The sequence below is a fragment of the uncultured Selenomonas sp. genome, assembly GCA_905372355.1.
Classification (GTDB): Bacteria; Bacillota; Negativicutes; order Selenomonadales; family Selenomonadaceae; genus Selenomonas.
The window spans coordinates 38537-65232 of sequence record CAJPOT010000011.1; the positions used below are offsets into that span (position 1 = coordinate 38537).

The window sequence follows — 26696 nt, forward strand, 5'->3', positions numbered from 1 at the left end:
CCCTCCTTCACGCATCAGCGGAACACGTCGCGCGCCTTGTCCAAGGCGTCCTGCGGCACGCGCAGCTTGCCATCCGCCACGCTGTATTCGATGGGAATCGGATTGCAGCCGCCCTTCGTGCCGATCGTCGCCTTGTTCATCATGACGTCGCACAGGCGGCAGATGACCTGCCCGTCCTTCTCGTAGTAGCCCGTCGGACCGCAGATCTCGCAGGCGTCAAGCCCGACGCCGTAGGAATTGCCGCCCTTCAAAATCACGATGTAGCGCACCATCTGACCGCTCGCCGTCTGATAGACGAAGCGATGCAGATGTCCGTCGTTGACCACCGAGAGATCCACGTCGACGAAGCCGTCAACCGCCGTCACAGGGACAGCAGGCACGAGTTCTTCCTTGCGGTTCGCATAGCTCGCGCCGAAGCTCGACAAGAAGACCATGCCCGCGAGGAACAGTACCGTCGCCGTGCCCCAGCGCCTCTTGTGCATCGCCTGCATGATCATGCGGCGGTACTGGGCGGGATTCGTGCCGGCAGGGCGCGCTGGCTTCTTCTGGGAGAAGAGCGTCAGCGGCACGAAGAGCAGCGCGAAGAAGATGATGAAGATGAGCCACGACGAGTGGTCGATGATCGGCGCCATGATGGAAAGCAGCGCCGCGCTGTCGAGGATGTGCCGCGCCATCAGCACCTGCACGAGGAAAATCCCCTGCTGGATGAACATGGCACCCGCCTGAATGACGAATACGAAAAGAAGCCGCCTCGGGTTGAGCGCCGCCGCCGCCTTGTAGGCGACGAAGGAGCTGACGACGCCGAAGAACAGCCCTGCGGCAAAGCCCGCGAGCTTCACGGCGACCGTCTGCGTCATGTAGTCGCCCGCCGCCGAGATGATCGTGCCGACGGGGATGAGCCAAAGCTCCATGCCGTGATAGAAGAAGAGCAAGACGCCGATGACGCAGGCGGAAACCTGCAGCGGGCGTGAAAGCCCCTCCTTCTGTCCCGCACCGCGTGCGAGCATGGCGACAAGCACGACCTCGGCGATCATGGCGAAGGCGATTGCGCCGGCTTCGGCGACCTCGCGGCTCACGGCGTTTCGCGTGCCGACGCGAGCTGCCACGATGGCGACGGAAAGCCAGAAGCCCCAATGAATCGCAGTGTTATAATTGCGGCGATACTTTTCGAGCGGCAGCCGCCGCAGGATGGCGAAAAGGATGCCGAGCGGCACAGCAAGCGTCAGCACCTGCTCCATCGCCGGCACAAACTGTTGCAGGAACATCTGCAGCATATTCTGCACCTCACTTTATCTATAGGAATATGAAAGCAAAGCCCACCGCCACCCATTGGATGGTGGTGGGCTTATGCCCTTTAGGAGAGACTTGCTTCGTGGGCGGTCAACGTCTGCCAATCGCACTGCGCCTTCGGCTTGCGCTCTTGGGACGTTTTCGCATACGAGCCGTTGCCCAATCAGCTTCACCCTTTCAGGGTTCGCTTCTTGGACGGCTCAGCATTACCAACGACGCGGGACGTAGTTGAAGACCCAATCCATCGTCACAGGCTCATCCCAGAAGCGGCCCTTGACGCCCGTCTCATCATCGACGTGCAGACCGTAGTTCTGGCGATACGGGCTTTCGATGGAGAAGTGCATGTCGTAGGTGCCGGCACCCAGGAGCTTGACGTTTGCGCCGTAGTGCGGACCATCGTCTGCGTTCATCGGCATGAAGACGCCCTCGACGCTCTGGCCCGTCTCACGCTTCGTGAACTTGTAGTGAACCGTCAGATACGGAATCCACTCGCCGACGCCGAAGCCCGTGTCGTTGCCTTCCGTCGCATGGATATCCGTCTCAATGTGCATGTCCGCCTTGTCCGGCGAAAGCATCATGCCTGCAGGCAGCATCTCAATCGGCTGGAAATAGACGAGCGCTACCTTGAAGTGGTTCGCCTCGTTCTCGATCTCGTCGCCGATCGGGTACTCCGTGAAGCCCGCCGCCGACGCAGAGCCGCCGAGCGTGAAGAGCGATGCCGCTACCGCGCAGACCGCCAGAGCCGACTTGAGTTTCTTGAGCTTGAACATTTTCATAAAACACACTCCTCCGAAAAATGATGTAATGAAATTCCTCCTGGACGCCCTTACATAATACGTCCTGTATAGATGCGGCAATCCGCTGCATCTGCAAACGGAGCACTTTGCTCCGCCATTGCCAATAACTCTTGAAGAGGCGATCACGCCGCTTTCGGCTTGCGTCTCTTCGCGTAAATGACCATTCCCACGCCAAGAAGCAGCACGAGAAGCTGTGCGCCGAGCGTCTCCGCCGTTGGGAAGATGCCCAGAAGATCGACCGTAGGCCAGCCTTCGAAGCGCGTGATGCCGATGACGCCGCCCTCCTGCAGCTCCTCGATGCCACCGCCGACGAAGGTGACGGCCAACAGGAACATCAGGATGCTCGTAAACAGGAAGAACGGACGCAGGGGAATCTTCAAGATGCCATGCTGCATGCCGTAGAAGATCAAGGCCAGCGTCACGCAGCCCGCGCCGAAGCCCGCCCAAATCATCGTGACGTCGGCAGCCGCGTTGTTGAAGAGCGCTTGATAGAAGAGGATGACCTCTGCGCCCTCGCGGTAGACGGCGAGGAACGCCGCCATGCCCAATGCCCTGGCCGTGCCATGCGTGATGGATTCCTTGACGAGTCCGTCGATGTACTGCTTCCAGTTGTCCTTGTTCGCCTTGCCGCCGAGCCATGCGCTCGTCAAAAGCAGGACGACGACAGCAAAGAGCGCGGTCGCACCTTCGAGCACCTCGCGGCTCATGCCGCCCGTCGTGTTGTTCAGCAACGTGTTAAACAGATACGCCGAGATGAAACTCGCGACGACCGCCGCAATTGAGAAGTTGTAGACGGTGCCGAGATGCTTCTCATCCTGCGCGCGCTTCAGATAGGCGATGATCGCGACGAGCACGAGGATCGCTTCCAAGCCCTCGCGAAGGAGGATCAGATAAGCGGGCAGAAACGCTGCCCAGCCCGAACTGCCGTGCGCATTTTCGAGCGCCTTGACGTTGTCGTTGACCATCGACTTGAGCTTTTCGGCTTCCTGCTTGACCGTGTCTACACTCTCGCCGTTTTTCATGCTCTTCTTGACTTTGTAGAACTGATACTCAGTCAGGCTCGTCTCCTTGGCGGAGACAGAACTGCGCATGACGCTCTCCAAACCCTCTTTTTCATAAATGCCGTAGTAAGATGTATTGACGAGGTCGCGTGCACCCTCGTAGTCGCCCGTCTCGTAGACAGAAACGGCCTGGTCGACCATCTGAGCAATACGATCAGCGACCTCCTGCCACTTCGGTGCTGCATCTGCGCGCGGCACGGCGAGAAGCACGAGTGCCATGCAAAGGAATAAGATTTTTTTCAAGACTCTCACCTTCTTTTTGGAAGTTCCGATATGATTTTTATGTGCCGCCCCCTTACGTCGACGGCGCTTGTCCCCTCGCATGAAGCTCTCGGAGGAACATCTCCTTGTTCACGCGAATGCGCTTGTTCTCATCATCCTCGTAGGCATGACTGCCCGAACCGTCGAACGGGAAGCGCAGGAGGCGCATCGTCTTCATCGGCTGTCCATTCGTATCGAGCGCCGGCTCGAATTTGAAGTTGCGAATGGCATTCAAGACGAGCTGATCGACGACGCGGCGTCCCGAAGTCTGCGTGAAGCGATAACCCGTGATACGCCCCTGCGCGTCGATGCTCACGAGGATGCCGACCGTGCCGCGAAAGTCCGTGCCGCGCGTATCAGGCGTATTGCCCGCCGTAATGAGCACGCCAACCGCCTGTGAGGGCGGTGCAGGTGGCAGAGCCTTGCCGTCCTCGCCGCTCTTTTTCGCCTCGTCCTCCTGCTTCTGCAACTCTGCCACCGCCTCGTCCAACTCGGCGGCTTCCGTCGGCGACGTCTCCGTCGGAATGACATCCTCAGGCGGCGTCTCCACAGGCGGTGTCTCAGGCTTCGGCGGTTCGGGCGGTTCCGGCTTCGGCGGATCAGGCTTCTTCTCTTCCATTTCGCCCGAAGAGCCTTCCTCGGGAAGGTCTACGACCTCCATCTCCTGCACCGCCAAGGGATCGCCCTCGAAGTCGAGCAGGGGCAATGCCAGAGCCAGTCCCAGCCAGACGAAGAAGTGCAGGAAGATCGCCGCGACGACCGTCGTGCGCCAGTAGCTCTTGAACCGCATCTCACTGCCTCCCCGCTGTCTCCGTCGCGATGGAGACGTGCTTCGCGCCCGAGCGCTTGAGGAGATCTAAGACGCGCACGACGGCTTCATAGTCGGCCTTCTTGTCGCCGCGCAGTACGAACACCGTATCGGGATCGCTCGCCAAGGAAGCCTTCATCTTGTCCGCAAGATCTTCATTCGGCAGTTCATCCTTGTCATAGAGCACATCGCCCTTATCCGTCACCGTGATCGGCACGATGTTCGGGCGCGTCTCCATCTTGCCCGCAGCCGCCTGCGGCAGAGCGACCTGCACCGTGTTCGTCTGCACCATGTAGATCGTGCTGATCATGAAGAACACGAGCAAAAAGAGCATGATGTCGATCATCGGGATGATCATGACGAGCGGTTCTTTCGTAATACGAAAATCACGCCGCATGGCCATCCTCCCCCGTCTTCTTCAACGCGTTCCGCACAGCGGCGGCCGCCTTGTCGAGCGTGGCGAGCATCTCATCGAGCTTCTGCACGAAGTACGTATGCACGATCAGCGAAAAAATCGCCACGCAAAGCCCCGTCGCCGTCGCGATCAGCGCCTCGCCGATGCCGCCCGTGATGGCAAGCGGCTCGCCCGCACGCACGCTGAAGATGCTGAACGACTCGATCATACCCGAAATCGTACCGAGAAGCCCCAGGAGCGGCGCCATCGTCACGATCATCGACAAGTAGTTGAGCCTTTCCCTCAGGCGCATCGCCATATCGGCGTACGCCGTGTCGAGCGCGAGCGTCAAGTCATCGCCCGCCGCCGCCGCACGCACGCCGATCTCAGCGATGTACGCGGGCGCCGTGTTCTCCGTCTGGCAAAGCTCCGCTGCCTGCTTCAAATCGTGCTCCTTCAGGAAAGTCGGAAGCTTCGCGACGAAATCGCTCGCGCCCCTGCCCGCCTGACGGTAGAAGCGGAAACGCTCAATGGCGATGACCGCAACAACGATCGAACACACCAAGAGGACGTACATGACAGGGCCGCCCTTTTGAAATAATTCCCAAGTATTCTCCACAAGAACATCTCCTTCAAGGATTTTCTATCTAAAATACCGCTGATAGCGGTTATTCCTATCACGTCTGTGAGTATAGCACATACCTCGTTAAAGTTCAATATGAAAATGAAATTTGTTCATATTTGAAAAAAGATTCACTTTTTAGCGAGCGATTGCCTTGCAGCAGGTACATACCATCCGCAAGGAATGCGGCATCAACATCTGAATGCGCTGCAAAAGCAAAAACACCGCAAGCATTGCTTGCGGTGTTTTTACTGCGCCTAAGCGCGTATAGTTTCACGAATCGAAGCCACTCTTACTCGGCTGGAATGATGAACGAAAGCGAGCTGAAGATCTTCTCCGTCACGATCGGATCGTCCGTCGGGAAGCCGACTTCGACGCCAATGACGTTGAGGCCGTTGTTCGCCACATGCACAGTGATGTAGCCGTTCGCATCCGCGTTCGTTTCCGTCGTGAGGTCGCCGAGCACATCAGCGATGACGGGCGCATTCGCATACGGCTGGCCGTCCTTGTAGATGCGCAGACGCAGCGCATCGCCACGGCGAAGCGTCAGAGGATTGACTGCGGGAACGATCTGGATCGGCACATTGTAGAGCCCGCCCGGCTTCACAGCCGCGTTCCAGTAATGCACGTTGTACTTGCGCGCGTACGTCACTGCCTTGAGATTTTCAACGCTCGCGTAGTCGCGCGTCGGAATGACCTGGCCGTCCGTCGTCTTGGCGAAGTAGCCATAGTCGAAGAACGTCGCCGTCACGCCGAGGTCGTCGCCTGGCACGATCGTCACATGGTTGCCCGCGTCGACGCGCTCGACCGTCGTCGGCTCGAAGTTCACATCGTAGGCGTCGATGCGCTGCACGCACGCGGGATCGTAAGCGTTGTCCAACGGCCCTTCGCCGAGCACGAGCGCCTTCTGATCGAGACGGTTCGCAAAGAACACGCCATGCGCGTCCGTCGGTGCCGCATACATGCCAAGACCCACAAATGCGCCGAGCGCCGCTGCCAAAAGCTTCTTCTTCATTCTTCATCCTCCCATCGAGAACAATTCACTCTGCGGAACACATTTGTTCCATGCCTTTACATTATAGTACAAATGATATGAATTTGCAAGAAAGCGTCCCACGAAAAGTCGTTTTTACCCTTTCGCACAGAACAACCGCAGCCGTTCCTCTTCCTCTTTCTGCAGCTCCTTCGCGAAAGCGACGAACCCCTGCAAATCCTCCGTGTTAAGATAGTTCATATAGCGCTTCCTTTCTTCGACGGGGATGACGATCGGAGCTTCCTTTTCCTGCAGACAGCTGTAGACGATGAGCGCACGCCCCACGCGGCCGTTGCCGTCGGAAAATGGGTGGACGCGCTCGAAACGGATGTGCTGGCGGCAGATGGCAGCGATCTTGTCCTCGGCGGACTTCGCCGCCGCCAGCTGCGCCGCGAGGTCGAGCAGCCAGTTCTGCAGATCCGTCGGCACGAGATAGGGCGGCGTCGGGACGAAATCCGCTCCGACGACGAGATTTGGAATCTCTTTGAAGCGTCCAGCGACGCCCTCGATTGCGTCCTTGCAAAGCACGGCATGGACTTCCTTGATGAAGTCGAGCGAAAGGGCGCGTTCCTTTGCCAAGCTCTGCTGCAGAAAGTCCATGAAGCGCTTGTAGTTCAAGACTTCGTGCATCTCCCGAAGATCCATGGCACGTGGGATGTAGCCATCGAGCAGCAGGCTCTTTGTATCGCCCTGCGACAAGGTGTTTCCCTCGATCGCCGTAGAATGATGCGCCATGCGCACCATCAAGTCGTCCCAATAATCCAGACTCAAAGCGGCAATATCGATCATGACCATCTCTCCTCTGCACGAATTTCTCTTCCATGGCATTATACCACAGCGCCGCCCCTTCATGAAGAACAACGCAAAAACCGCCGTACCTGCAAAAAAGGCAGCCGCTCCCTGACGAACGGCTGCCTTGCTGCTTCTCTCAACGTGTACAGCTTCTCCCAAGCCATGAGGCTTCTTTCAGATCACATACTCCTCGCAAAGCGCACGATAGCGCTCCTCGCCCTTCTCCGTCAGCAGGTAGTAACCGCCCGAGCGGCGCACGATGCCGGCTTCCTTCAATCTCTCGCTGACGCGCCGCATCTCCCTTTCACTCCAGCGCAGGTGCTCGGCGATGTCGCGCACAGCGTTTTCCTCGCTATAAAGGTTCTCGGCAGTATGCGTGCCGAGGTGGATGATCAAAAGTTCCTCCTTGAGCCGCGCCTTGCGCCGCATGCGCTTCAAGCGCCGCGTGATGACGCCCTTCGGATAGACGAAGACGGCGACGACGTAGATGAGCATGTTGACGAGAGCGCACATGCCCGCCATCGAAGCGTTGAAGTGAAGCGCAAGGCCGTAGCCGATAGCGCTGCCGAGAACGCCAAAGAAGACGGCGAGAAAGAGCGCGTGATGCAAGCGCTTCGTGAAGAGAAGCGCCGCCGCCGCGGGTGCGATGAAGAACGAGATGACGAGGATCGAGCCGACGGCGTCGAATGCCGCGACCGTCGTCAGGGAGATCAGCGTCATGAGCGCGTAGAAGATCGCGCCCGTCGCCATGCCGATGAGACGCGCGTTCTCCTCGTCGAAGGTCGAGAGCTTGAGTTCCTTGTAAAAGAGCGTGATGAACGCCGCATTGACGAGGAAGATCGCGCCCATCTTGACGGCGGAGGACGCGACCTCGTGCCCGAAAAGAGTCATCGTATCGAGTCCCGCATAGACGACCTCGCCCATCAGCACCATGTCGGTGTCGAGGTGCACGTTGCCCGCATACTTGCTGATGAGGATGACGGCGAGAGAGAAGAGCACAGGAAAGACGATGCCGATCGCGTCGTCGCTTTTCGTCGTCTTCGTCTTTCCCAGAAGCTCGACGAGGAGCACGGTCACAACGCCCATGAGCGCCGCGCCGAAGAGCAGCCACGGCGACGAGAGGTCGTGCACGAGGAAGAACGCGAGGACGATGCCGAGGAGCACCGTGTGACTGATCGCATCCGCCATCATCGAGAGATTGCGCAGGAGCAGGAACACGCCGGGCAGGGCGCACGCCGCCGCCGTCAGGGCGAGCACGACGAAAGAATCGGTCATGCCTCTTCCCTCCTTCCGCGCTTTCTGAACGCACCCCGCTTGCCGAAGAACATGGACAAAAAGGCGATGGCAGAGGCCGCGAGGATGATGCTCGGCCCCGTCGACATTCCCTGCTCCAACGTGCTCACATAGGTGCCTGCGAGAGCTGCGACGACGCCGAAGACAGCGCTCAGGAAAAGAACGTGTGCAAAATCGTCCGACCACTGGCTCGCCGCAACGCACGGGATGATGAGGAACGAGCTGATGAGAATCGCACCGACCGCCTTGATGCCGATGCCGATGACAGCGATCGTCAAAAAGGGCAGCAGGACTTGCAAAAGACGCACGGGAAGTCCCACGGCACGCGCATACTCAGCGTCAAAGACGAAGACTTTCAGCTCCTTGTAGAACGCGAAGAGTAGCGCCGCGCAGAGCGCAGCGACGAAGGCGATGAGCTTCACGTCAGCTTCAAGCATGTACGCCGCCTGCCCGAAAATGTACGTCTCAAGCCCCGCCTGCGACGCGCCGCGATAAGCTTCGTTCCCCTGAATGAAGCTCTTCAAGACCATGCCGAGGCCGAAGAAGCCCGAGAGGAATACGGCGAGGTTGGCATTGAGTCCGACGCGCGTGTTCTCGTGCGCCGCCTGAATGGCGAAAAAGGTGACGGCGGCCGCCGCCATTGCGCCGACGAGCAGCACGGCAGGACTCCGCGTCGAAAACGCCATGAAGGCGAGGACGACGCCTGGAAACGTCGCATGTCCGATAGCGTCGCCGATGAGGCTCTGCCCCTTGTAGACGCTCAGAGCGCCGACAGGCGCCGCGACAGCCGCGAGAAGCGCCGTACCGAGGGCGATGATCTGGAATGCGTAATTCATCAGAATGTCCATCGTCAACGCTCCTTCGGACGGAAGGCGAGTGCGAGCGCCGCTTCCTTGTCCATATCCTTCAAGTAGCCGCTCGCCTTGATCGTGCGGTTCAGAACGACGAGGTAGTCGAAATACATGTCGAGCGTCGAAAGATCGTGATGCACGGCGATCACCGTTTTCCTTGCCTTCTGCAGCGCGACGAACTTGTCCATGACGATGCGCTCCGTCGTCTCGTCCACGCCCGCGAGCGGCTCGTCCATGATGTAGAGATCGCTTTCCTGCGCGAGTGCGCGCGCGATGAAGACGCGCTGCTTCTGTCCGCCCGAAAGCTCCGAAATCTGGCGCTCGGCGAGCTTTTCCAACTGCATCTCGGCGAGCGCCGCCCTCGCCCTCTCGCGATCCTCCCTGCCCGGGCGGCGCATGAGTCCAATATGCACATAGCGTCCCATGAGCACGACGTCGAACACCGTCGTCGGAAAATCCCAGTTGACCGCGCCGCGCTGCGGCACATAGGCGATGCGCTCACGCACCTCGTCGATCATCTTGCCCCAAAGGCGCACATAGCCCGCAACGGGCTTTTCAAGACCGAGGACTCCCTTCAGAAGCGTCGACTTTCCCGCGCCGTTCGGCCCGACGATCGCACATCGCACACCCGTCGGCACATCGAGATCGATATCCCAGAGCACCGCGCTCTCGCGGTACGCCATCGTCACATCCTCCACATGAAGCAGCATCTTTTCTCCCATGTTCCGCCTTCTTTCCCTAGAATATGCCCGCGAACGCGTCCGTCCAAATGCGCCGCGCCAAGGCTGCAAAGCAAAAAAGGGCGGTCGCCCGCCCTTCTTCCCTCTTTTTCTTACTTCAGATGACTGACGATCAAATCGACGTCGAACCGATACATGTCGATGAACGTATCTCCCTTCTGCCCTGCGGGTGCGAGCGAATCGGAAAACAGTTCATTCCCCTCGCCGCCGACGATCTCAACATCGAAGCCCTTCGACCGCACGATTTCCTGCAGCTTCTTCATGCGCTCGGGATTCGTCGTGCTCTCGGCGAAGACCGCCTTGACCTTGTGCTCGACGATGAAGTCTGCGGTCTTTTCAATGTCGGCATTCGCCACCTCGGAATTCGTGCTCACGCCCTGCGGCGCGACGACCGTCATGCCGTAGCTTTTGGAGAAATAGTTGAAAGCATCGTGCGGCGTGACGAGGTTGCGCTTGCCCTCAGGAATGGACGCGATCTTCTCCTTGACCTCGGCGTCGAGCGCATCGAGCTTGGCGAGGTAGGCAGCCGAGTTCGCCCGAATCTCCTTCTCATGCTCGGGCACGAGCTTGGAGAGACTGTCCGCCGCCTTCTCCGTCGCCTTCTTGTAGAGCGCAATGCTGAACCAGAAGTGCGGGTCAACGACGCTCTCGCCGTCCTCTTCCATGCGCAGTACAGCATCCGCAGGGAAGTCCGCCGTCACCGCCGTGCCGCGCTTTTCAAGGATTTCGACCATCTTGCCCTCGAAATGCAGTCCGTGGTAAAGCACGAGATCGGCATCCTTGAGCTTTTTGAGATCCGCCGGCTGAGCGACGTAAAGATGCGGGTCTTCTCCCGCCGGAATGACGAGGTCAATATCGACGTAGTCGCCCGCCAGCTCCTTCGTCATGTCGGCGAGAAACGACGTCGTGACCGTGACCTTCTTCTTGCCCGAGGGCGCATCCCCCGCCGCGCCGCCGCAGCCCGCCGTCAGGATCGCCGCCGCGAGGCACAGAGCCAACAGAAACAGCCCCTTGCCGTTCCCACGGAGCATCCTCTTCAAAAAATTCATACTGCACCTTCTTTCGTGATTTTCTTAGCATGTAGTATAGCACGTTCCCCGAAGGTTGTAAATGAGATAGAGTATCATTATTTTATTTATATATGAAAGTTTTTGTGATAAGGTTCATCTATGAACGTGCCGTATCACATGCCTATTGACAATTCAGAAAAAGCAGCTAATATAGAGGATATACCTTATTAAATCAGAGATATTTTCCACGATAAAGGAGAGATTCATCATGAGTGAAAATTGCAGCAGCGGCTGCAGCAGCTGTTCCTCGGCGGGCGGCTGCGGCGGCGCACAGCAGGAGCCGCAGAGCCTTCTTACACCGCCGAACGAGCACAGCAGCGTCAAGCGCGTCATCGCCGTCATGAGCGGCAAGGGCGGCGTCGGCAAATCCCTCGTCACCTCGCTTCTCGCGACCGCCATGGCGCGGCGCGGCCATCGCGTCGGCGTGCTCGATGCTGACATCACGGGGCCTTCGATCCCGAAGGTCTTCGGCGTCAAGGGCGAAGTAGAGAAGGCGAACGCCGATTCTGCAGGCATCCGACCCTTGAAGAGCGCGGGCGGCATCGACATCATGTCGATCAACCTGCTCTTGAAGGAAGAGTCCGACCCCGTTGTCTGGCGCGGCCCCATCGTTGCGGGCGTCGTGCAGCAGTTCTGGCAGGACGTCGTCTGGGAGAATGAGGACTATCTCTTCGTCGACATGCCGCCGGGAACGGGAGACGTTCCTCTGACCGTGCTGCAGTCCCTGCCCGTCGACGGCATCATCGTCGTGACCTCGCCGCAGGAGCTCGTCTCCATGATCGTCGAAAAGGCGGTCAAGATGGCCGGACTGATGAACGCCCCCATCCTCGGTATCATCGAGAACATGGCATACTTCAAGTGCCCGAACTGCTCGGCCGAGCACAAGATCTTCGGCGACAGCCACATCGAGGAGATCGCCCGCGACTACTACCTGCCGCTTCTCGCACGCCTGCCGATCGAGCCGAAGCTCGCCGCGCTCTGCGACGCCGGCAAGATTGAGTCGTACGAAGGCGACTGGGTCGACGCTGCGGCGCTGCTCTTAGAAGAGCTTCCCGAGCATGACGCAGCCGAGGTCGATGACTTCAAAGAATCGTAAACTCTCTTCTTACAATGAGCCCTTCCATAAACGGCTATCACAAACAAATAGATGAGAACGCCGCCCGACCGCAACACTCTTCACCTAGCGAAGGCTGTTGCAGTCGGGCGGCTCATTTTTTTACTATTTCCTTGTACAAACCTGCACATTAATTCCTTCACTCTTGTACCGCTCCAGCAGCTCTGAGGCAATTTTATCGTCCGTCAAAAGCACGTCAATTTTTTCAGTCGCCAAGAAACTCGAAGATGAAACGCGCGCAAATTTCGAAGAGTCAATCATGGCTATAATATGATTGCAATTCTCCAGCATACGGCGCTTGAGTTCAACTTCATAGATATTGAAGTCCGTCAAGCCTTCCTTTTCCGAAAAGCCATTGGCTGAAACAAAGGCAATGTCGACATGGAAATGACGCAAAATATCCGCACCGATTGTCCCTTCAATAAAGCCGGAATTTTTGCGCACAATGCCGCCGATGATAATCGTATCGATATTCGGTGTATCTTTCAAAGCGAGCATCGTATAAACGCCGTTCGTCACAACGAGAAGTTTGCTAAAGCGCGTCAGCTTCTTTGCCAGAGTCAATGCAGTGGAACTCGCATCAAGCAGGATGCACTGATTATCCTTAATGTATTCCAACGCAGCTTCCGCAATCGCACCTTTCTCTTCTGCATGCTGCATTTCACGCATTTGGAAACTAAACGCCTCCGGACGCAGCAGAGCAGTTGCTTCGACAGTTTGCAGCTGCGGCTGCAATTTTTTTGGTAAGGAGGACGCCCCTCCATGGATCTTCTGTAACACCCCTTGCTTCGCCATCAGATTGAGATCGTTGCGGATGGTGGCTGGTGAAGCATCAAGAGCCGCACATAACTCCATCGTCTTTACCGTACCATTCTCGTGGAGAATTTGTTGTATCTTCTCTCTTCGTTCAATCGCAAACATAAGTCACCCTTCCGCGGGAAACTATCAACTTTTCCCCGCACTCCAGTCAATTTGTCAACATGCTTCCTAGCGTACTGTTTATATTGTATATCGGAAGAACCAGAAAAACAACAGGAAACAATAAAGTAGTGTTCATACTGCTCGCGCCTCGCATATCTTCATACGACTTGTCTTCTCTTCATCTTCATTCAATAAGGCGGCAGAATCAATACAAACGAGTAAAAGTCTGATAAAAATCAGAAAAATTTCCTCGAAGGATTTTTCCCGAAAACGTCGAAGGCCAAAAGACGAAGTTTCAACTCAACGTAAATCAATGGAGATGATCTTTAATGAAAAACATGACCGTGGCAAACAAGATCCTGTTCTCTTTCAGCATCTTGCTCATTGCCTTCATCGCCTTCGGCGTCTTCGCCTACCATTCGGTCGGCGAACTCGACGATCTCAATACGGGGATCAACCAGCGCACGACCCTCGTCGCCACTTCGAACAGGGTCGCGCAGGCCATGCAGAAGACGCGCCTCTACGTCTTCTATCAGGTAGTATCGGTCGACCCGGCGAAGAAGCATGATTTCGCCCAAAAGGTTCAGGATTCGCGTCAAGAGGTGGAAGATGCGTTCAATGCTCTGCGCGAGGCAAAGAAAAACACGGATTTTGGCTCGCCCGACATCACGAAGCAGGCGCTCTCCGAACTCGATGCAGAGCAGGGGCTTTGGGAGAACTACAAGCGCCTGAGTCAGGCGGGCGACGCCATGAAAGATTCGAACAACCGTGAAGAGGCTGAAGCCGCCATCCTCTCGCCCGAAATCGTCGAGGCATTCGACACCGCCGTCGCTGGCATCAACCAGGATGCTCAGAACTGCATCAGAGACGCCGCGACGCAGAAGGAACTCAGCCAGGCGAAAGAAGCGCGGATCGCCGTCATCACCGTCGTCGCTCTGCTCCTCGTCATCGCCCTGACGCTCGCCGTCCTCTACTGGCTGCGCCGCGAAATCAACAACGCCGTGCAAGGATTCCTGCAGGCCGTGCGCCGCGCCGCAGGCGGCGACCTCAGCGTTCATGCGCCCGTGGAGAATCAGGACGAATTTGGTGAGATGGCGACAGCGTTCAACGGCATGATTGACAACATGCGCTCGATGACGAAGAAGATCCAAGACACCGCCGCTTTCGTCTCCGACACATCCGAGCAGCTCACGGCGAACGCCAACCAGTCTGCTGAGGCCACGCAGAGCGTCGCTCAGTCCATCACGGAGGTAGCCGAGTCCGCTGCCGTCCAGATGGATTCTCTCGGCGAAACGAAGCATGAGATTGACGCCCTGTCCGACGGCATCAGCCAAGCCGTCAGCCGCATCGCCACGATCCGCAAGAACATCGAGGACACCGTCGAGCGCGCCAACGAAGGTAATGACCTCGTGAAATCGACCGTCGAGCAGATGAACACAATTTCTGAGACGGTCGACCAATCGGCGCAGATTGTCGAAAAGCTCGGTCAGCGCTCGCAGGAAATCGGCGAGATCATCTCGACGATTTCGGGCATTGCCGAGCAGACGAATCTCCTCGCTCTGAATGCCGCCATCGAGGCTGCGCGCGCCGGCGAGAACGGACGCGGCTTTGCCGTCGTCGCCGAGGAAGTCCGAAAGCTCGCCGAAGAATCCCAGCAGGCAGCACAGCAGATCGGCGACCTCATCAGTTCCATCCAGACCGAGACGGAGCAAGCAGTCAGCGCCATGAAGGACGGCCGCGAACAGGCTGAGAAGGGGCTGGAGAATGTCTCTTCGACAGGCCAGGGCTTCTCGCGCATCCTAGAGCTCATCCGCATCTGCAGCGACGACAGCGCACAGATCACCGACACAATGCAGATCCTCGACGGACGCATCCACACGATCGTGAACCTCAGCGAGAACGTGAACAATTCCGCGAAACGTGCGAGCGACGCCTCGCAGAATGTATCTGCCGCCACCGAAGAGCAGGCCGCGGGCATGGAAGAAATCGCCGCAAGCTCGCGTGGCCTTGCAGACTCCGCGAAGAATCTGAAGGAAGAATCCGTCAAATTCAAGGTGTGAGGCATCCCGTAGTCTGAAGAATATATCTAAGGAAAACGGCATCACCATACGTTACGGTGATGCCGTTTTCTCATTTGCAAATCCTACTCCTGAATCGTATCCAGATATGCGGCGATTTCCTCGACGACCTTGTCCATTCCAATACCCGTAATGAAGGCCAAGCCTTGGAATCGCCTGATGCCCCGCAATACAGAGTCGGAAATCGTCGTCGTCGGCACTACGGCATGCGGTTGGAACGTATCCAATTTCGCCGGTACATCCAAAGCGTTACATTCCACCACATCCACATCATAGCCCTTGTCATTGAGCATCTGGCGCATTTTTTCTGCTGCTACTGTAGATGTCGCAATGCCTGAACCACAGATCGTCAAAATTCTGTACTTCATGTTTTTCCCCTTTCTTTTCCCCCTAAATCAAGCGTTGATTTTTTTCGACATCCGCTCGGTCAATTCCTCTTTCGTCTTTGCCTGCAAAACGCTATCGACAAAGGCAACATCTTGCAAAGTCTCAATCAAGCGTGAAAGGAGCGCCAGCTGAAACTCACTGTTTTTCATCGCCAGCATAACGATCATTTCCACATCCACGGATTGCGCCGCATCGCCCATGTTTTGGAATTTTATCGGTTTTTCCAAAACAGCGACGGCAATGATCGGTTTGATGACATGGTCAACATCTGTATGCGGCAAGGCGATCCCCGTACGTTCAAATGGCAGTCCCGTCGGATATGTCTTTTCCCTGTCTAAGACGGCATCGACGAAGCTGTCTTTTACATAACCAGCCGCACAAAGCGCATCTCCCATTTCACGGATGGCGGCTTCCGTCGAGGCGGCCGTCAATCCCAATCGATTCACCTGCGGATCAAATGCAAACAGCATACCTACCCCTCATTTCCTTTGATCGCTCAGATTCATCTCGGTACAAAGCGCCACCAATCGCTTGATCTCTGGATGGCTCGGAATATCCTCATAAAGAATCCGATAAAGCCCCGCCAGCAGCGGCAGCTCCTCCAGCTTGATCTTTTCTTCTTTTGCAAGTGCTTGCACCAATTCCCAACCAAAACGGATTGCAGGATAGCCTTCTACCGTGATATCCTTTTCTCGCATCTCCTTCACAGCGTCCGTAGCAGATTTTCCACCACCCAAGACTTCACCCAACGTGCGATTACGCCCTGCTTCACCAGTAAGCTCCAAATCACCTATGCCCGGCAAACCTAGAACCGGTCCCCATGTTCCCCCCAAGGCTTGGGAAAGGAGACCCATTTCTTGAACAGCATAGGTGAACAATGCGCCCTTTGTATTCTTATGCAGAAATCCGCCTTTTTGCTTTGGAAATCCTTCTGCCATGCCAAGCCCCACACAATAGGCATTCTTCATCGCTGCACAGGTCTCTGTACCAATGACGTCCGTTGTCACATCAATGTTGTAAACATCCGTTTGAGCCACCTTTTGCAATTTCTTCGCCGCTTCTATATTTCTGCTGGCATACGTCACCGATGTCGGAACCTTCCAAAGAACTTCAACTGCCTTGCAGGGACCAGCAACAAAGACAAAGTCGATTTTTCCGTGCAATTCCGCCGGCAGTCTCTCTTCCAAAATGTTCGGTAATAATGCGACCGCACCTGACTGATCATAATCAAAACCTTTGGATACGCTACCGACGATCATGCCCGGACGCAAGCAGGACGCCACTTGCTCGAATACACTTCCCAAAGCGTCTGACGTCACAGCCATCACGATCATTTCCGCATCCTTGACCGCATCAGCAAACTCTCTGTGGTAAAACGGCTGTACCGCTTTCGGCAAAGGATACTTATGTTTGGGATGATCCCTTCCCGCTTTAAGCTCATCAATAATGTGATCGTCCAGATGCGTCCCCCAAAGGCGAACATCGTTTCCATTATCTGCCAACGGCTGACAAAAAGCACTTCCCATAGCCCCCGCACCAATCACTGCAATCCTTGCCATCTTCGTCACCCCTTCTTTTCAAACTCCATTTGCCGCCCGGTTCCGCTGCGATTCTTATAAAACAGCCATGCCGCACCGCCAATGACGACGAGCGTGTTCCATACATCCTGGTTTTCGCAATACCAATCGATGAGGCTTCCGAGATAAGGCCCCGCCATGATATGCATCATTTGATCAAAGAACATTTGCAGCACCTCAATAAACGAACTCGACGATCTTATAAATGATGTACGAGATGAAATGCGAACCGCCATCTAGAGAGGAAACCTCCAGCGTCCCCTCCGGGAACGGGAAGCCGACCTCGTGTGCCATCGTCGTGCTGACCGCCGCAATATCCGTGCCGATCCACAGAATGAATACCATAAGAATCGTGCTGATGATCAGTCCACGGAACACATTGCCGTTCGTCGCTCCTACAGACCACATGAGGCAGAAGCATAGCCCCGCCAAATCTGTAAAGGGAAGCATGCGATTCCCCGGCAGGACAGCAGCCAAAATCAAGGTAATCGGTATCATCAAGATGCAGACGGACATGACCGACGGATGCCCCACCACCACAGCGGTGTCAAGACCAATGAAAACCTCCTTGCCCGGGAATCTGCTGTTGAGAAATTCTCTCGCGCTCTCAGAAAGTGGCACAAGACCTTCCATCAATATCTTCGACATGCGCGGTAGCAAGAACATGACAGCCGCCATATTGATACCGAGTTGAATGACGCCCTTGACGTCATATCCTGCCAAGATGCCAATAAGACTGCCGAGCACGATGCCGATGAACATCGGTTCGCCGATGACGCCAAATCTCTGCTGCACCTTTTCTGCATTGATTTCAATTTTGTTGATGACGGGGATCTTGTCAATGATCTTATTCAAGACGATGACAACAGGAACCCAGCCTATGTCTTCCGTATGCGGCAGAGAAATGCCCGGCATTTTGAAAAAGTTTTCGATATACGGTTGTGTGTAATCGGCCAGCTTTAGCACAATAACAATCGTAATCGCTGCAGTCAAAAGGCCGAGAGCCGTACTGCCTGTGAGGTACATGACGAGAGCGCCACCAAAAATAAAGTGCCAGTAATTCCAAAGATCGATATCCATCGTCTTCGTCCAATTAAAGGCAAGCATCACCGCATTGATCAGAATGCCCATAAGGAATACGAGGGGCACAATCGGCGTGCCGAAACTGATCGCCGCATGAACCGGCCAACCGACATCCAGAACATTGAGATGCAAACCGAAATTGTCTACCATGGCCTTGGCAGCCGGCGACAAGTTCGTCGAGAACAGCGCAATGACCAGGAAAATTCCAGCGAAACCCATACCCACGGTCAACCCGGAACGTATGGCCTTCGATACGCGCTGACGAAAGATCAAACCCATGAGTGTTATGATGATCGGCATCATGACCGTCGGCCCCAGATCGAGGATGAATTGGATGAAATTCAACGCTGTATCCATTTGTAAAGCTCCTTTCTATTCATCTCTTGCAATGCTCTTGCTCCAATTCTGCGATGCGCTGAACCTTCGGCTGTGAATGTGACTTTTCCGAAAATTCTGCAGCCAGCCAAATATCGACAATCTTCTTTGCGAGTTCTACTCCGATGACGCGTTCTCCCATGCACAGAATCTGTGCGTTATTGCTCATACGTGCACGCTCCGCAGAGAACGGATCGTGACAAACGGCAGCGCGCACACCGGGAACCTTATTGGCGCAGATGCACATGCCGAGCCCCGTGCCGCAGACGAGAATCGCTCGCTTATACTTCCCTGCTGCAACTGCATCTGCCACTTTGAATGCAACATCCGGATAGAGGATGACTTCGCCTGCCGCCGCGCCAAAATCATCGCAACGAATCCCTAGCGTACCCAAATGCTTAATGATGGCGACTTTGAGATTGTACGCCGCTTCATCGCATCCAATCGCTATCGTTTCCATTCCCATGCCTCCTCAACAACTCTTTTCATTATTTTTCAAAGCGCTGCAAATCTGATTATGAACCCCCGCCGCATCGAGTCCGTACCTCTGCAGGAGCTCCACCGCAGGCCCCGACTCGCCGAACACATCGCGTATGCCAATGCGCAGCATACGTTTCGGCAATCTTTCGGACAAAAGTTCGGCCACCGCGCCGCCCAATCCGCCGAGGATAGAATGTTCCTCCGCAGTGACGATAAGCTTCGCATCTTTGACCATGTCCAGTATAAGATCATCGTCGAGCGGCTTTATCGTATGAATATTGGCGACACTCACACCAAGACCCAGCTCCGTCGTGATTTTCTCAGCAGCGGCCAGCACCGGCGCAACCATCAGCCCCGTCGCAAAAACAGCAACCTCCTTTCCTTCGCGAAGCTTTATTCCCCTGCCCCAAGTGAAACGATAAGACTCGACTTCGTTGACCGGAGGTACGGCGAGACGTCCCAAACGCATGTAGACAGGGCCTTCGTATGTGTAAGCGGCCTCGACCATGGCGCGCGCCTCCACGTCATCGGCAGGACACATGACTGTCATGCCCGGAATCATGCGCATGAGGGCGAGATCTTCCAGGCACTGATGCGAAGCACCGTCCTCACCGACAGAAATCCCCGCGTGGGTCGCAGCAATCTTGACGTTCAGATGTGGATAGCCGATCGTATTTCTGACCTGCTCATAGGCACGTCCAGCCGCAAACATTGCAAATGTGCTTGCAAACGGCACCTTGCCCGTCAAGGAAAGCCCCGCCGCTATCCCCATCATATTCGCCTCGGCGATACCGCAGTCTATATGACGCGCTGGAAATTCTTTGCGGAAGATATTCGTCTTTGTCGCCTCAGCAAGATCCGCATCGAGGACGATGAGATTGCCATGCTTTTTGCCAAGTTCGACGAGAGCTCGACCGTAACTTTCACGCGTCGCAATTTTTTTCAGTCCTTGCACAGCGATCTACCCTCCTCTTCCAGCTCCGTCATTGCTGCACGATACTCCTCATCATTCGGTGCACTGCCATGCCATGAAGCCTTGTTCTCCATGAAGGAAACACCTTTTCCCTTGACGCTTTGCAAGATGATCGCCGTCGGCATGCCTTTCGTTCGGCGCGCCTCATCAAAAGCCCTTTGCAATGCCGAAAAATCATGCGCATTCGCTTCTTCTACATGGAAATTGAATGCCTCAAACTTCTCCGCGATGGGGTAGGGCGAACAAACCACTTCGATGGAGCCATCAATCTGCAGACCATTGTTGTCTATGATAGCGACGAGGTTGTCGAGTTTTCGTGCACCGGCGAACATGGTGGCTTCCCAAATCTGCCCTTCCTGTATTTCACCGTCGCCAAGCAGCGCATAGGTTCGATAACTGCGTCTGGAAAGTTTGGCGGAAAGCGCCATGCCGACCGCTACGGAAAGCCCTTGTCCCAAGGAGCCTGAGCTCATATCGACACCGGGAATATTCTTTCTGTCTGGATGACCCTGCAAATAGGATCCCGTATGACGAAACGTCTTAAGATCATCTGCGGGGAAAAAGCCGCGTTCGGCCAAAACGCCATAATAGGCTGGCGTCGCATGCCCTTTAGAGAGCACAAAACGGTCGCGCTCTTCCATATCGGGGTTCGCCGGATCAATTTTCATCTCCGCAAAATACAAATACGTGAGGATGTCCGCCACAGAAAGCGAGCCGCCTGGATGGCCGGATTTCGCCGCATGGACAGCTTCGATAATATCTTTACGCACACGATTCGCCGTCTGCCTCAATTTCAGAAGATCCACGTTCAATCCCGCCTTTTTACGCCCCGAAAACGGCTTCATAATCCTTGCGAAACTTCTCGATGCCCTGTTCCGTCAAAGGATGCACGGTCATTTGTTCCAGCACTTTATAAGGTACCGTAGCAATATCTGCTCCTGCGAGTGCACAATCAAGAACATGAATTGGATGTCGCACACTGGCAGAAATGATTTCCGTCTTGATCTTATGAATATGGAAAATATTTGAGATCTTACGCACGAGATCTACACCCGTTACGGAGATATCATCAAGCCGCCCAAGAAACGGAGAAACATACGACGCGCCGGCTCTGGCAGCCAGTAAGGCCTGTGCTGCATTGAAGATCAAGGTCACGTTCGTCCTGATCCCTTCAGACGAAAGCGCCTTGACTGCTTTCAGTCCTTCCATCGTCATGGGGATCTTTACAACCATGTTCCTATGCATAGCGGCAATCTCCCTGCCCTCACTGATCATAGCGTCCGCATCGACTATCGTCGCCCTGACTTCACCACTAATCGGACCGTCCACAATCGATGCAATCTCTTTGATGATTTCATTGAAATTCCTCCCTTCCTTTGCAATCAACGATGGATTCGTCGTCACACCTGCGATAACTCCCATGTCGTTTGCCTTACGAATATCTTCGACCTTCGCTGTGTCAATAAAAAACTTCATCCATATCCCCCCATTAGCGTTTATAATTAAATTATATCTTCTTTTATTGTATTATATCATTTAATCAATATTTTTTGCAATATTTATTATAAAAATTCTTGCAATTCAACAATTAGTCCTAATATTAAACAATAAAACAACATAAGGCTACATCTTTCAATATCTTTATCCGCTAAAAAATACCTAGAGACATACTCACTCATACGAAAAGGCTTCGCTAAGAAGAATTCCCTTTTCTTAGCGAAGCCTTTTCATATAATCAGTAATTATGCGTCTTGTTCTCCCGACAGCACGATCTTACCGGGGCGTTGCGGCGCCCAGAGACTGCCCATGAGGCTGAAACGCGCGGGAGCTTCGATCTCCATGTGCGTGTACGTCTTTCCCTCTTGATAATTTGAAGCAAACGCTTCCTTCATGCCGCAGAAGCGATGGCGTTCCTCACTGTACGGAAACGTGGGATCGGGAATGACGTAGTAATCGTCCGAACCGTCACCCTTCTCAACGGCCCAGAAGTCTCCTTCATCTCTCGTTTCAAATGTCGGCGGCGCATTCGGGTTCGTCTTCCGATCCTCAGGATTCGTGCAGGTGAACCTCTTGCTGGAAAACTCCGCCAAGAGGCTGGCAAAACGCGCTTTTTGCAGCGCCGGGTCTTCTATATCGTTCGCCTCGCTGTACGCTTCCATAAAGCGTACGATCGGCGGCGATTCCGGCTCCGACTCCGGCTCTGGCTCTGGTTCAGGCTCTGGCATCGGCTCAGGCTCCGGCATCGGCTCAGGCTCCGGCATCGGCTCAGGCGTTGGCATCGGCTCAGGCGTTGGCATCGGCTCAAAGGGAGAGTCGATGTCCTCGGGCGGCTCTGCCGCAAAATCGTCCTCGCCGCAAATGCGCCGCCGCAGTTCCCGAACTTCCTTTCTCAGCTTGATATAGCCAACGAGCCCGACGACGATCAGCGCCAGCAGCACGAAGATCATGAACGACTCAATCAAGAGCGTCACATGGTAAAATTCCTCGACGTCTTCAAGCAGCATGCCGACCGTGCCGCGCAACTGCTCAAGCTCCTGCGGGTCGATGCGGGCGGCGAAAGCCTGCGTGCTCCATCCCCCAAAAGCACATGCGCCAAGCGCGAAGGCTCGCCACCCCGCACGCTTCATCCAACCCTTTTTCATTTCCAGCATTCCTCCCTTGCGCCAGGACGATTCGTAACTCTGCATAAAATCGTCCTCGTGCAACTTCCTCCATCACCTTCCGGCTTCGGGAAGCGCAGATACATTTGACGCTTCCTGAAAATACTTTGCCTCGAACTCCTCGACCGGCATGGGTTTCGCGAAGAAATACCCCTGGAACATATCGCAGCCGAGTGACCGCAGATGCTCGACCTGCTCCTTCGTTTCCACGCCTTCCGTGATGACGCGCATGCCGAGCCACTTTGCCATGGCGATGACGGCATTCAATATGACGGAACTGCGCTTCGGATTGCCCGTCTGACGCAGAAAACCCATATCGATTTTCAGAATGTCCGCCTCGATGTCCTTGAGCATGGAAAGCGAGGAGTAGCCGCTGCCGAAATCATCGATCTCGACCTCGAAGCCCACCTCCTGCAGACTGCTGATGAGCTTTCTGTACTTTTCGATGTCTCCCATCAAGGCCGTCTCCGTGATTTCCAGCTTCAGCTGTTTAGCGTCGATGCCATGCCGCTTCACAATATCCGTCATCGTCTGGAAAATGTCGAGATGAAGCATGTCGTTCACGGAAATGTTGACAGAAATCGTCATCCCTTCCTTTTCCGTTCCCTGCCAACGTTTCAGAATCGCCGCCGCCTCTTCCCAGACGTACTGGTCAAGGCGATGAATCTGCCCCGCATTCTCCAGGATACCGATGAACTGTCCGGGCGCGAGGAACCCCTTCTCGGGATGATTCCAGCGCACAAGCGCCTCCGCACCGAGCAGATCCCCCTCTGTCGAAACCTGCGGCTGCAGGTAGACAGCGAGTTGGCGCTCGGCCAAACCTTCCTCGAAACTACCCAGGATCTCCTTTTCGCGCAATGTGCGCTCCATCAAGGCATCGTCATAGAACGCCACCTTGTTGCCATTCTCGTCGCGCACAAGAGCGAGCGCGAGATGCGCCCGATCACACATGACGGAAACGGGCATCTGCGCCTCCTGAATCTTATATATGCCGAGATGGATATTCAGCTTGAATGAATTGCTGTCGAACGCCTGCCCTAAATGTTCCAGGCCGTCGAGCAAATCCTTTTCCGTGAAGCGCGCCCTGTCCACATAAGCGGCAAAATGGTCGCCGTGCAGACGGGCTGCCGCGCCTGAATCCATGGCAAGGTCGGTGAAAAACTCCGCCAGGCTCTTTAGGATCTCGTTTCCCTTCTCCTCGCCGAGAAGCTCGTTGACCAGTTTGAAATCCTTGATGTTCGAACAGATGATGCAGCGTTCGCCCTTTATGCCGTAGTCAAGTTCCTCGCGCACGGCGCCGTAGAAGCCCTCGCGGTCATAAAGTCCCGTGAGCTTATCGCGCGACCATGCCGCATCGTCCTGTTCCTCCATCGTTCCATGCCGATCGCGGATCGTGTAATAATAGCCCTTGTAATGTCCGTCCGCATCAAAGAGTTTCGCCATCGTCACCCGATAGACGAAGCGCTCACCTTCGAGGAAGAATTCCTGCTCCCATGCAGCTGCACTCTCCCACGGAGAGTCCCAACTTTCATCTTTGAGCCATGTCATGAAGAAGCTACGCAGAGCCTCAAGCTCGCCTGGCGGCACCTGGAAGGCGCGGTATGCCTCAAGGTTGGCATAAATGCAGGAATCCTCCACATTGAAGCACAGGACACCCGCACGAGCCGTATCTTTCGCACGCGAGAGAAGCTGCAGCACCTCGCGGTCGCACATCGCGCGCGTATCCGCATTGCGCGGGTAGTTCGTCACCAGTTCCATCGCACAATGCAGGATGCTCTTGTCCGGCATCTCGATCTCAACCGGTGCAGAAAGGACGTGGTAGATCTTGTCGTCCGAAATCTCATCCTTTTCAAAGTTCGACTGCGACTCGGCGGCGCAGAAGCTCGTGCAGTGCCGGCAACGACGCGTCCTTCCCCAAGTGGTGAAGCAGCGACCCTCGCGCCGCACCGTGCCATCCGCTTCAAGATGAAGCACCTCACATGCTTTTGCATCCACAAAGCGAGCGAAATCATATATATGCGCAAGATTTTGCTCCAGCTGACGCGCTTCCTGCATACTGAATCTCGCCATGCATTTCCCTCCTAAAGGTACCACGGAGAGGATAGTCGCGCCATCCAAATTCCTTGGCGTAGTTCTCATGAAATCTCAATCAACCAAGTCTATTCTACCATGAAAATTCAAGAGGTCAAGCCCAAAGGGCGCAGAGCGATTGGCTTTTTCATGTAAGGGCGACGCACAATGTCCACGAAGTGTACGTTGGTACGTGTAGTTTACCATGAAGCCCCAAGAGGTCAAGCCATAGGCGCAGACCGATTGGCTAGGCTTCTGTAAGGGCGGCGCACAATGTCCACAAAGTGGACGTTTGTGCGTGTAGCTTACCATGTTCCAACAGAAAAAGATAGCTTTTCTTTTGGAAGAAAAAACCTTCTTTCATTTTTTCATGGGACGGTATACGCCGCACCTGCGGCAAGCGGCAGTTTCCGAAAGATCCGCCAGCCATTCATCGATTTTCCTGCCTCGGACAATCAGCCCAGGTGCAATCTCCACCAAGGGCAAGAGCACGAAAGCTCGTTCGTGAAGATACGGATGCGGCAGACGAAGCTCCGACGCCGCACTCTCGAATCCTTCGGCGAAGAGCAGGTCGATGTCGATCGTGCGCGGCCCCCAATGCTCCTTGCGCACGCGGCCGAGCGCACGCTCGATGCGCTGAGCGCGGCGCAGGAACACGAGGGGTGAAAGGCGCGTCTCCAAAGCGGCGCAGGCATTGAGAAACGGCGGCTGCTTCTCGTTTCCCCACGGCGGCGTCTCATAAAAAGAGGATACGCGTAGGAGCCGCGTATCCTCAAGATGAGCCAAAAGTCGCAAGGCTCGCCGCAAGGAAGCGCGGCGGTCGCCGAGATTCGCGCCGAGACCGAGATAGATGCGATATGTTCTCTCTGCACGCCCTGCAATATCGTGCGCCAATCCCCGCTCCACAGGGGGCACGCTCGCCCCCTCGCCGGCTCTCGCCTCTTCGCCGTTCATGCGCGGCCCCTCTCGATGCGCACGCAGACGTCGCGGAATGCGCCTGCAAGCGGTGCCTGGGGCTTATGCACGGCGATTTCGACGCGCGCAAGCGCCGCATACTTCTTGAGGAGCTGCGCCGCGATTTCCTCCGCCAGTGCCTCGATGAGATTCTTCGCTTCTCCCTCGACAACGGTGCGCACGTCCTCGAACACCTCGGCATAATTGACGCTCCTGCAGAGGTCATCCGTGCGCCCCGCTTCGGCGAGGTCGAGGCAGAGCACGGCATCGACGATGAATCTCTGTCCCGTTTGCCGCTCTTCGGCAAAGCAGCCGTGATAGCCGAAGAACTCCATGCCCGAAAGCTCAATTCTGTCCATGCTTCCCGCCCTCCAAGATGACGTCCGCCATGCGGCACATGCGTGCGATCTCCTTGACGTCGTGCACGCGCACGATGGATGCGCCAGAGGCGACGCCCAAAACCGTCGCCGCGCCCGTCGCTTCGAGCCGCTCCTCTACGGGGAGATCGAGCGCGTAGCCGATGAAGCTCTTGCGGCTCGCGCCCAAAAGCAGCGGATACGCTTCTCCGTCGAGCTTCATCAGCTCATGCAGACGATGCAGTACCTCGATGTTCGTCTCGGGCGTCTTGCCGAAACCGATGCCCGGATCGAAGATCAGGCGCTCTTTCGCCACACCCGCTTCCTCAGCAATGGCGCAGCTCTCGCGGAAGAAATCCTGCATAGCTTCAATGACGTCCGGCCTGTACACCGTACCCGTCTGATTGTGCATGACGACGACGGGCGCGTGGTATTCGGCTGCGACGCGAGCCATCGCGCCGCGGTCTTCCGCCGCGTACTGTAGGCCCCATATGTCGTTGAGGATGTCCGCACCAAGCCGCAAGGCAGCACGTGCCGTCTCCGCCTTGAACGTGTCGATGGAGATCGGCACGGGAATCTTCGGTACTATATGCTCCAAGAAGGGCGCGAGCCGCTCGATCTCCTCTGCCGCCGACACGGGCACGAAGCCCGGGCGC

30 protein-coding genes are annotated in these 26696 nt (G+C 55.8%); 2 read left to right on the plus strand and 28 right to left on the minus strand.

The genetic code is table 11. The features are described 5' to 3' along the window. Positions 1 to 14: 14 nt before the first annotated feature. From QZ177_RS07780 to QZ177_RS07840, 13 genes are all read right to left on the minus strand, one after another. Positions 15 to 1274, minus strand: coding sequence for a DUF2318 domain-containing protein (locus QZ177_RS07780; protein ID WP_009647020.1), 1260 nt, complete (start codon positions 1272 to 1274; stop codon positions 15 to 17). A gap of 222 nt (positions 1275 to 1496) precedes the next feature. Beyond that, positions 1497 to 2066 carry an iron transporter gene (locus tag QZ177_RS07785; RefSeq protein WP_264917582.1) on the minus strand — a complete coding sequence of 190 codons (570 nt, stop codon included), beginning with the start codon at positions 2064 to 2066 and terminating at the stop codon, positions 1497 to 1499. A 143-nt stretch (positions 2067 to 2209) separates the two neighbouring features. Beyond that, the gene (locus tag QZ177_RS07790) at positions 2210 to 3391 is read right to left on the minus strand and encodes an FTR1 family protein (protein WP_265070860.1); all 1182 of its coding nucleotides are present in this window, start codon (positions 3389 to 3391) and stop codon (positions 2210 to 2212) included. Positions 3392 to 3443: 52 nt separating this feature from the next. Then, positions 3444 to 4199, minus strand: coding sequence for a TonB family protein (locus tag QZ177_RS07795; protein WP_294176561.1), 756 nt, complete (start codon positions 4197 to 4199; stop codon positions 3444 to 3446). Between the two features lies 1 nt (position 4200). Continuing rightward, complete coding sequence (locus tag QZ177_RS07800; RefSeq protein ID WP_009646938.1) at positions 4201 to 4614, minus strand: biopolymer transporter ExbD; 414 nt, start codon at positions 4612 to 4614, stop codon at positions 4201 to 4203. Continuing rightward, the gene (locus QZ177_RS07805) at positions 4604 to 5230 is read right to left on the minus strand and encodes a MotA/TolQ/ExbB proton channel family protein (protein WP_294176566.1); all 627 of its coding nucleotides are present in this window, start codon (positions 5228 to 5230) and stop codon (positions 4604 to 4606) included. Before QZ177_RS07805 ends, QZ177_RS07800 begins: the two co-directional genes overlap by 11 nt. A 94-nt stretch (positions 5231 to 5324) precedes the next feature. Beyond that, positions 5325 to 5510: a hypothetical protein gene (locus QZ177_RS07810; RefSeq protein WP_156810582.1), complete on the minus strand. Its 186-nt coding sequence runs from the start codon at positions 5508 to 5510 to the stop codon at positions 5325 to 5327. 15 nt (positions 5511 to 5525) lie between these two features. Continuing rightward, positions 5526 to 6248 (minus strand): DUF4198 domain-containing protein, encoded by a 723-nt coding sequence (locus QZ177_RS07815; RefSeq protein ID WP_265070857.1) that lies wholly within the window; start codon positions 6246 to 6248, stop codon positions 5526 to 5528. Between the two features lie 114 nt (positions 6249 to 6362). Continuing rightward, a complete protein-coding gene (locus QZ177_RS07820; RefSeq protein ID WP_294176572.1) occupies positions 6363 to 7055 on the minus strand; it encodes a Fic family protein in 693 nt (230 codons plus the stop codon). Between the two features lie 177 nt (positions 7056 to 7232). Next, positions 7233 to 8333: a metal ABC transporter permease gene (locus QZ177_RS07825; RefSeq protein WP_294176574.1), complete on the minus strand. Its 1101-nt coding sequence runs from the start codon at positions 8331 to 8333 to the stop codon at positions 7233 to 7235. After that, positions 8330 to 9199: a metal ABC transporter permease gene (locus tag QZ177_RS07830; RefSeq protein ID WP_006193844.1), complete on the minus strand. Its 870-nt coding sequence runs from the start codon at positions 9197 to 9199 to the stop codon at positions 8330 to 8332. Before QZ177_RS07830 ends, QZ177_RS07825 begins: the two co-directional genes overlap by 4 nt. A gap of 2 nt (positions 9200 to 9201) precedes the next feature. Continuing rightward, positions 9202 to 9924: an ABC transporter ATP-binding protein gene (locus QZ177_RS07835; RefSeq protein ID WP_294176575.1), complete on the minus strand. Its 723-nt coding sequence runs from the start codon at positions 9922 to 9924 to the stop codon at positions 9202 to 9204. 110 nt (positions 9925 to 10034) lie between these two features. After that, on the minus strand, positions 10035 to 10991 hold the full coding sequence (locus QZ177_RS07840) for a zinc ABC transporter substrate-binding protein (protein WP_294176576.1): 957 nt from the start codon (positions 10989 to 10991) through the stop codon (positions 10035 to 10037). 229 nt (positions 10992 to 11220) lie between these two features. Here QZ177_RS07840 and QZ177_RS07845 point away from each other — a divergent pair, with 229 nt between their 5' ends. Next, positions 11221 to 12108 (plus strand): Mrp/NBP35 family ATP-binding protein, encoded by an 888-nt coding sequence (locus QZ177_RS07845; protein WP_294176577.1) that lies wholly within the window; start codon positions 11221 to 11223, stop codon positions 12106 to 12108. A gap of 123 nt (positions 12109 to 12231) precedes the next feature. Here the strand turns inward: QZ177_RS07845 and QZ177_RS07850 are convergent, their stop codons facing one another. Then, positions 12232 to 13047: a DeoR/GlpR family DNA-binding transcription regulator gene (locus QZ177_RS07850; RefSeq protein ID WP_294176578.1), complete on the minus strand. Its 816-nt coding sequence runs from the start codon at positions 13045 to 13047 to the stop codon at positions 12232 to 12234. A 329-nt stretch (positions 13048 to 13376) separates the two neighbouring features. Between QZ177_RS07850 and QZ177_RS07855 the strand changes: the two genes are divergently transcribed. After that, positions 13377 to 15107 (plus strand): methyl-accepting chemotaxis protein, encoded by a 1731-nt coding sequence (locus tag QZ177_RS07855; protein WP_294176579.1) that lies wholly within the window; start codon positions 13377 to 13379, stop codon positions 15105 to 15107. Positions 15108 to 15190: 83 nt separating this feature from the next. On the opposite strand, the gene QZ177_RS07860 is transcribed toward QZ177_RS07855, so the two are convergent. The 14 genes from QZ177_RS07860 to folP all read right to left on the minus strand — a co-directional run. Then, positions 15191 to 15493, minus strand: a complete 303-nt coding sequence (locus QZ177_RS07860; RefSeq protein WP_294176581.1) for a PTS sugar transporter subunit IIB — start codon at positions 15491 to 15493, stop codon at positions 15191 to 15193. A 27-nt stretch (positions 15494 to 15520) separates the two neighbouring features. Continuing rightward, positions 15521 to 15982: a PTS sugar transporter subunit IIA gene (locus tag QZ177_RS07865; RefSeq protein ID WP_294176583.1), complete on the minus strand. Its 462-nt coding sequence runs from the start codon at positions 15980 to 15982 to the stop codon at positions 15521 to 15523. A 9-nt stretch (positions 15983 to 15991) separates the two neighbouring features. Then, positions 15992 to 17071: an NAD(P)-binding domain-containing protein gene (locus QZ177_RS07870; protein ID WP_294176584.1), complete on the minus strand. Its 1080-nt coding sequence runs from the start codon at positions 17069 to 17071 to the stop codon at positions 15992 to 15994. 5 nt (positions 17072 to 17076) lie between these two features. Then, on the minus strand, positions 17077 to 17256 hold the full coding sequence (locus tag QZ177_RS07875) for a hypothetical protein (RefSeq protein WP_294176586.1): 180 nt from the start codon (positions 17254 to 17256) through the stop codon (positions 17077 to 17079). Between the two features lie 10 nt (positions 17257 to 17266). Then, positions 17267 to 18529: a PTS transporter subunit IIC gene (locus QZ177_RS07880; protein WP_294176588.1), complete on the minus strand. Its 1263-nt coding sequence runs from the start codon at positions 18527 to 18529 to the stop codon at positions 17267 to 17269. Between the two features lie 19 nt (positions 18530 to 18548). Continuing rightward, complete coding sequence (gene rpiB / locus QZ177_RS07885) at positions 18549 to 19007, minus strand: ribose 5-phosphate isomerase B (RefSeq protein ID WP_294176592.1); 459 nt, start codon at positions 19005 to 19007, stop codon at positions 18549 to 18551. Between the two features lie 12 nt (positions 19008 to 19019). Next, on the minus strand, positions 19020 to 19982 hold the full coding sequence (locus tag QZ177_RS07890; RefSeq protein ID WP_294176594.1) for a transketolase family protein: 963 nt from the start codon (positions 19980 to 19982) through the stop codon (positions 19020 to 19022). Then, on the minus strand, positions 19970 to 20845 hold the full coding sequence (locus QZ177_RS07895) for a transketolase (protein ID WP_294176596.1): 876 nt from the start codon (positions 20843 to 20845) through the stop codon (positions 19970 to 19972). The genes QZ177_RS07890 and QZ177_RS07895 overlap by 13 nt, the downstream gene beginning before the upstream one ends. After that, entirely contained in the window at positions 20823 to 21476 is a 654-nt protein-coding gene (fsa, locus tag QZ177_RS07900; RefSeq protein WP_294176598.1) for a fructose-6-phosphate aldolase, read from the minus strand. The genes QZ177_RS07895 and fsa overlap by 23 nt, the downstream gene beginning before the upstream one ends. 266 nt (positions 21477 to 21742) lie before the next feature. Next, entirely contained in the window at positions 21743 to 22642 is a 900-nt protein-coding gene (locus QZ177_RS07905) for a LapA family protein (protein ID WP_294176600.1), read from the minus strand. A 72-nt stretch (positions 22643 to 22714) separates the two neighbouring features. Continuing rightward, positions 22715 to 24730: a GGDEF domain-containing phosphodiesterase gene (locus QZ177_RS07910; RefSeq protein ID WP_294176602.1), complete on the minus strand. Its 2016-nt coding sequence runs from the start codon at positions 24728 to 24730 to the stop codon at positions 22715 to 22717. A gap of 360 nt (positions 24731 to 25090) precedes the next feature. Continuing rightward, positions 25091 to 25684: a 2-amino-4-hydroxy-6-hydroxymethyldihydropteridine diphosphokinase gene (gene folK / locus QZ177_RS07915; protein ID WP_294176604.1), complete on the minus strand. Its 594-nt coding sequence runs from the start codon at positions 25682 to 25684 to the stop codon at positions 25091 to 25093. Beyond that, entirely contained in the window at positions 25681 to 26043 is a 363-nt protein-coding gene (gene folB, locus QZ177_RS07920; RefSeq protein WP_294176606.1) for a dihydroneopterin aldolase, read from the minus strand. Before folB ends, folK begins: the two co-directional genes overlap by 4 nt. Next, positions 26030 to 26696 (minus strand): dihydropteroate synthase (folP, locus tag QZ177_RS07925; RefSeq protein ID WP_294176608.1); only part of this gene is annotated, 667 nt, incomplete at its 5' end. The genes folP and folB, both read right to left, overlap by 14 nt.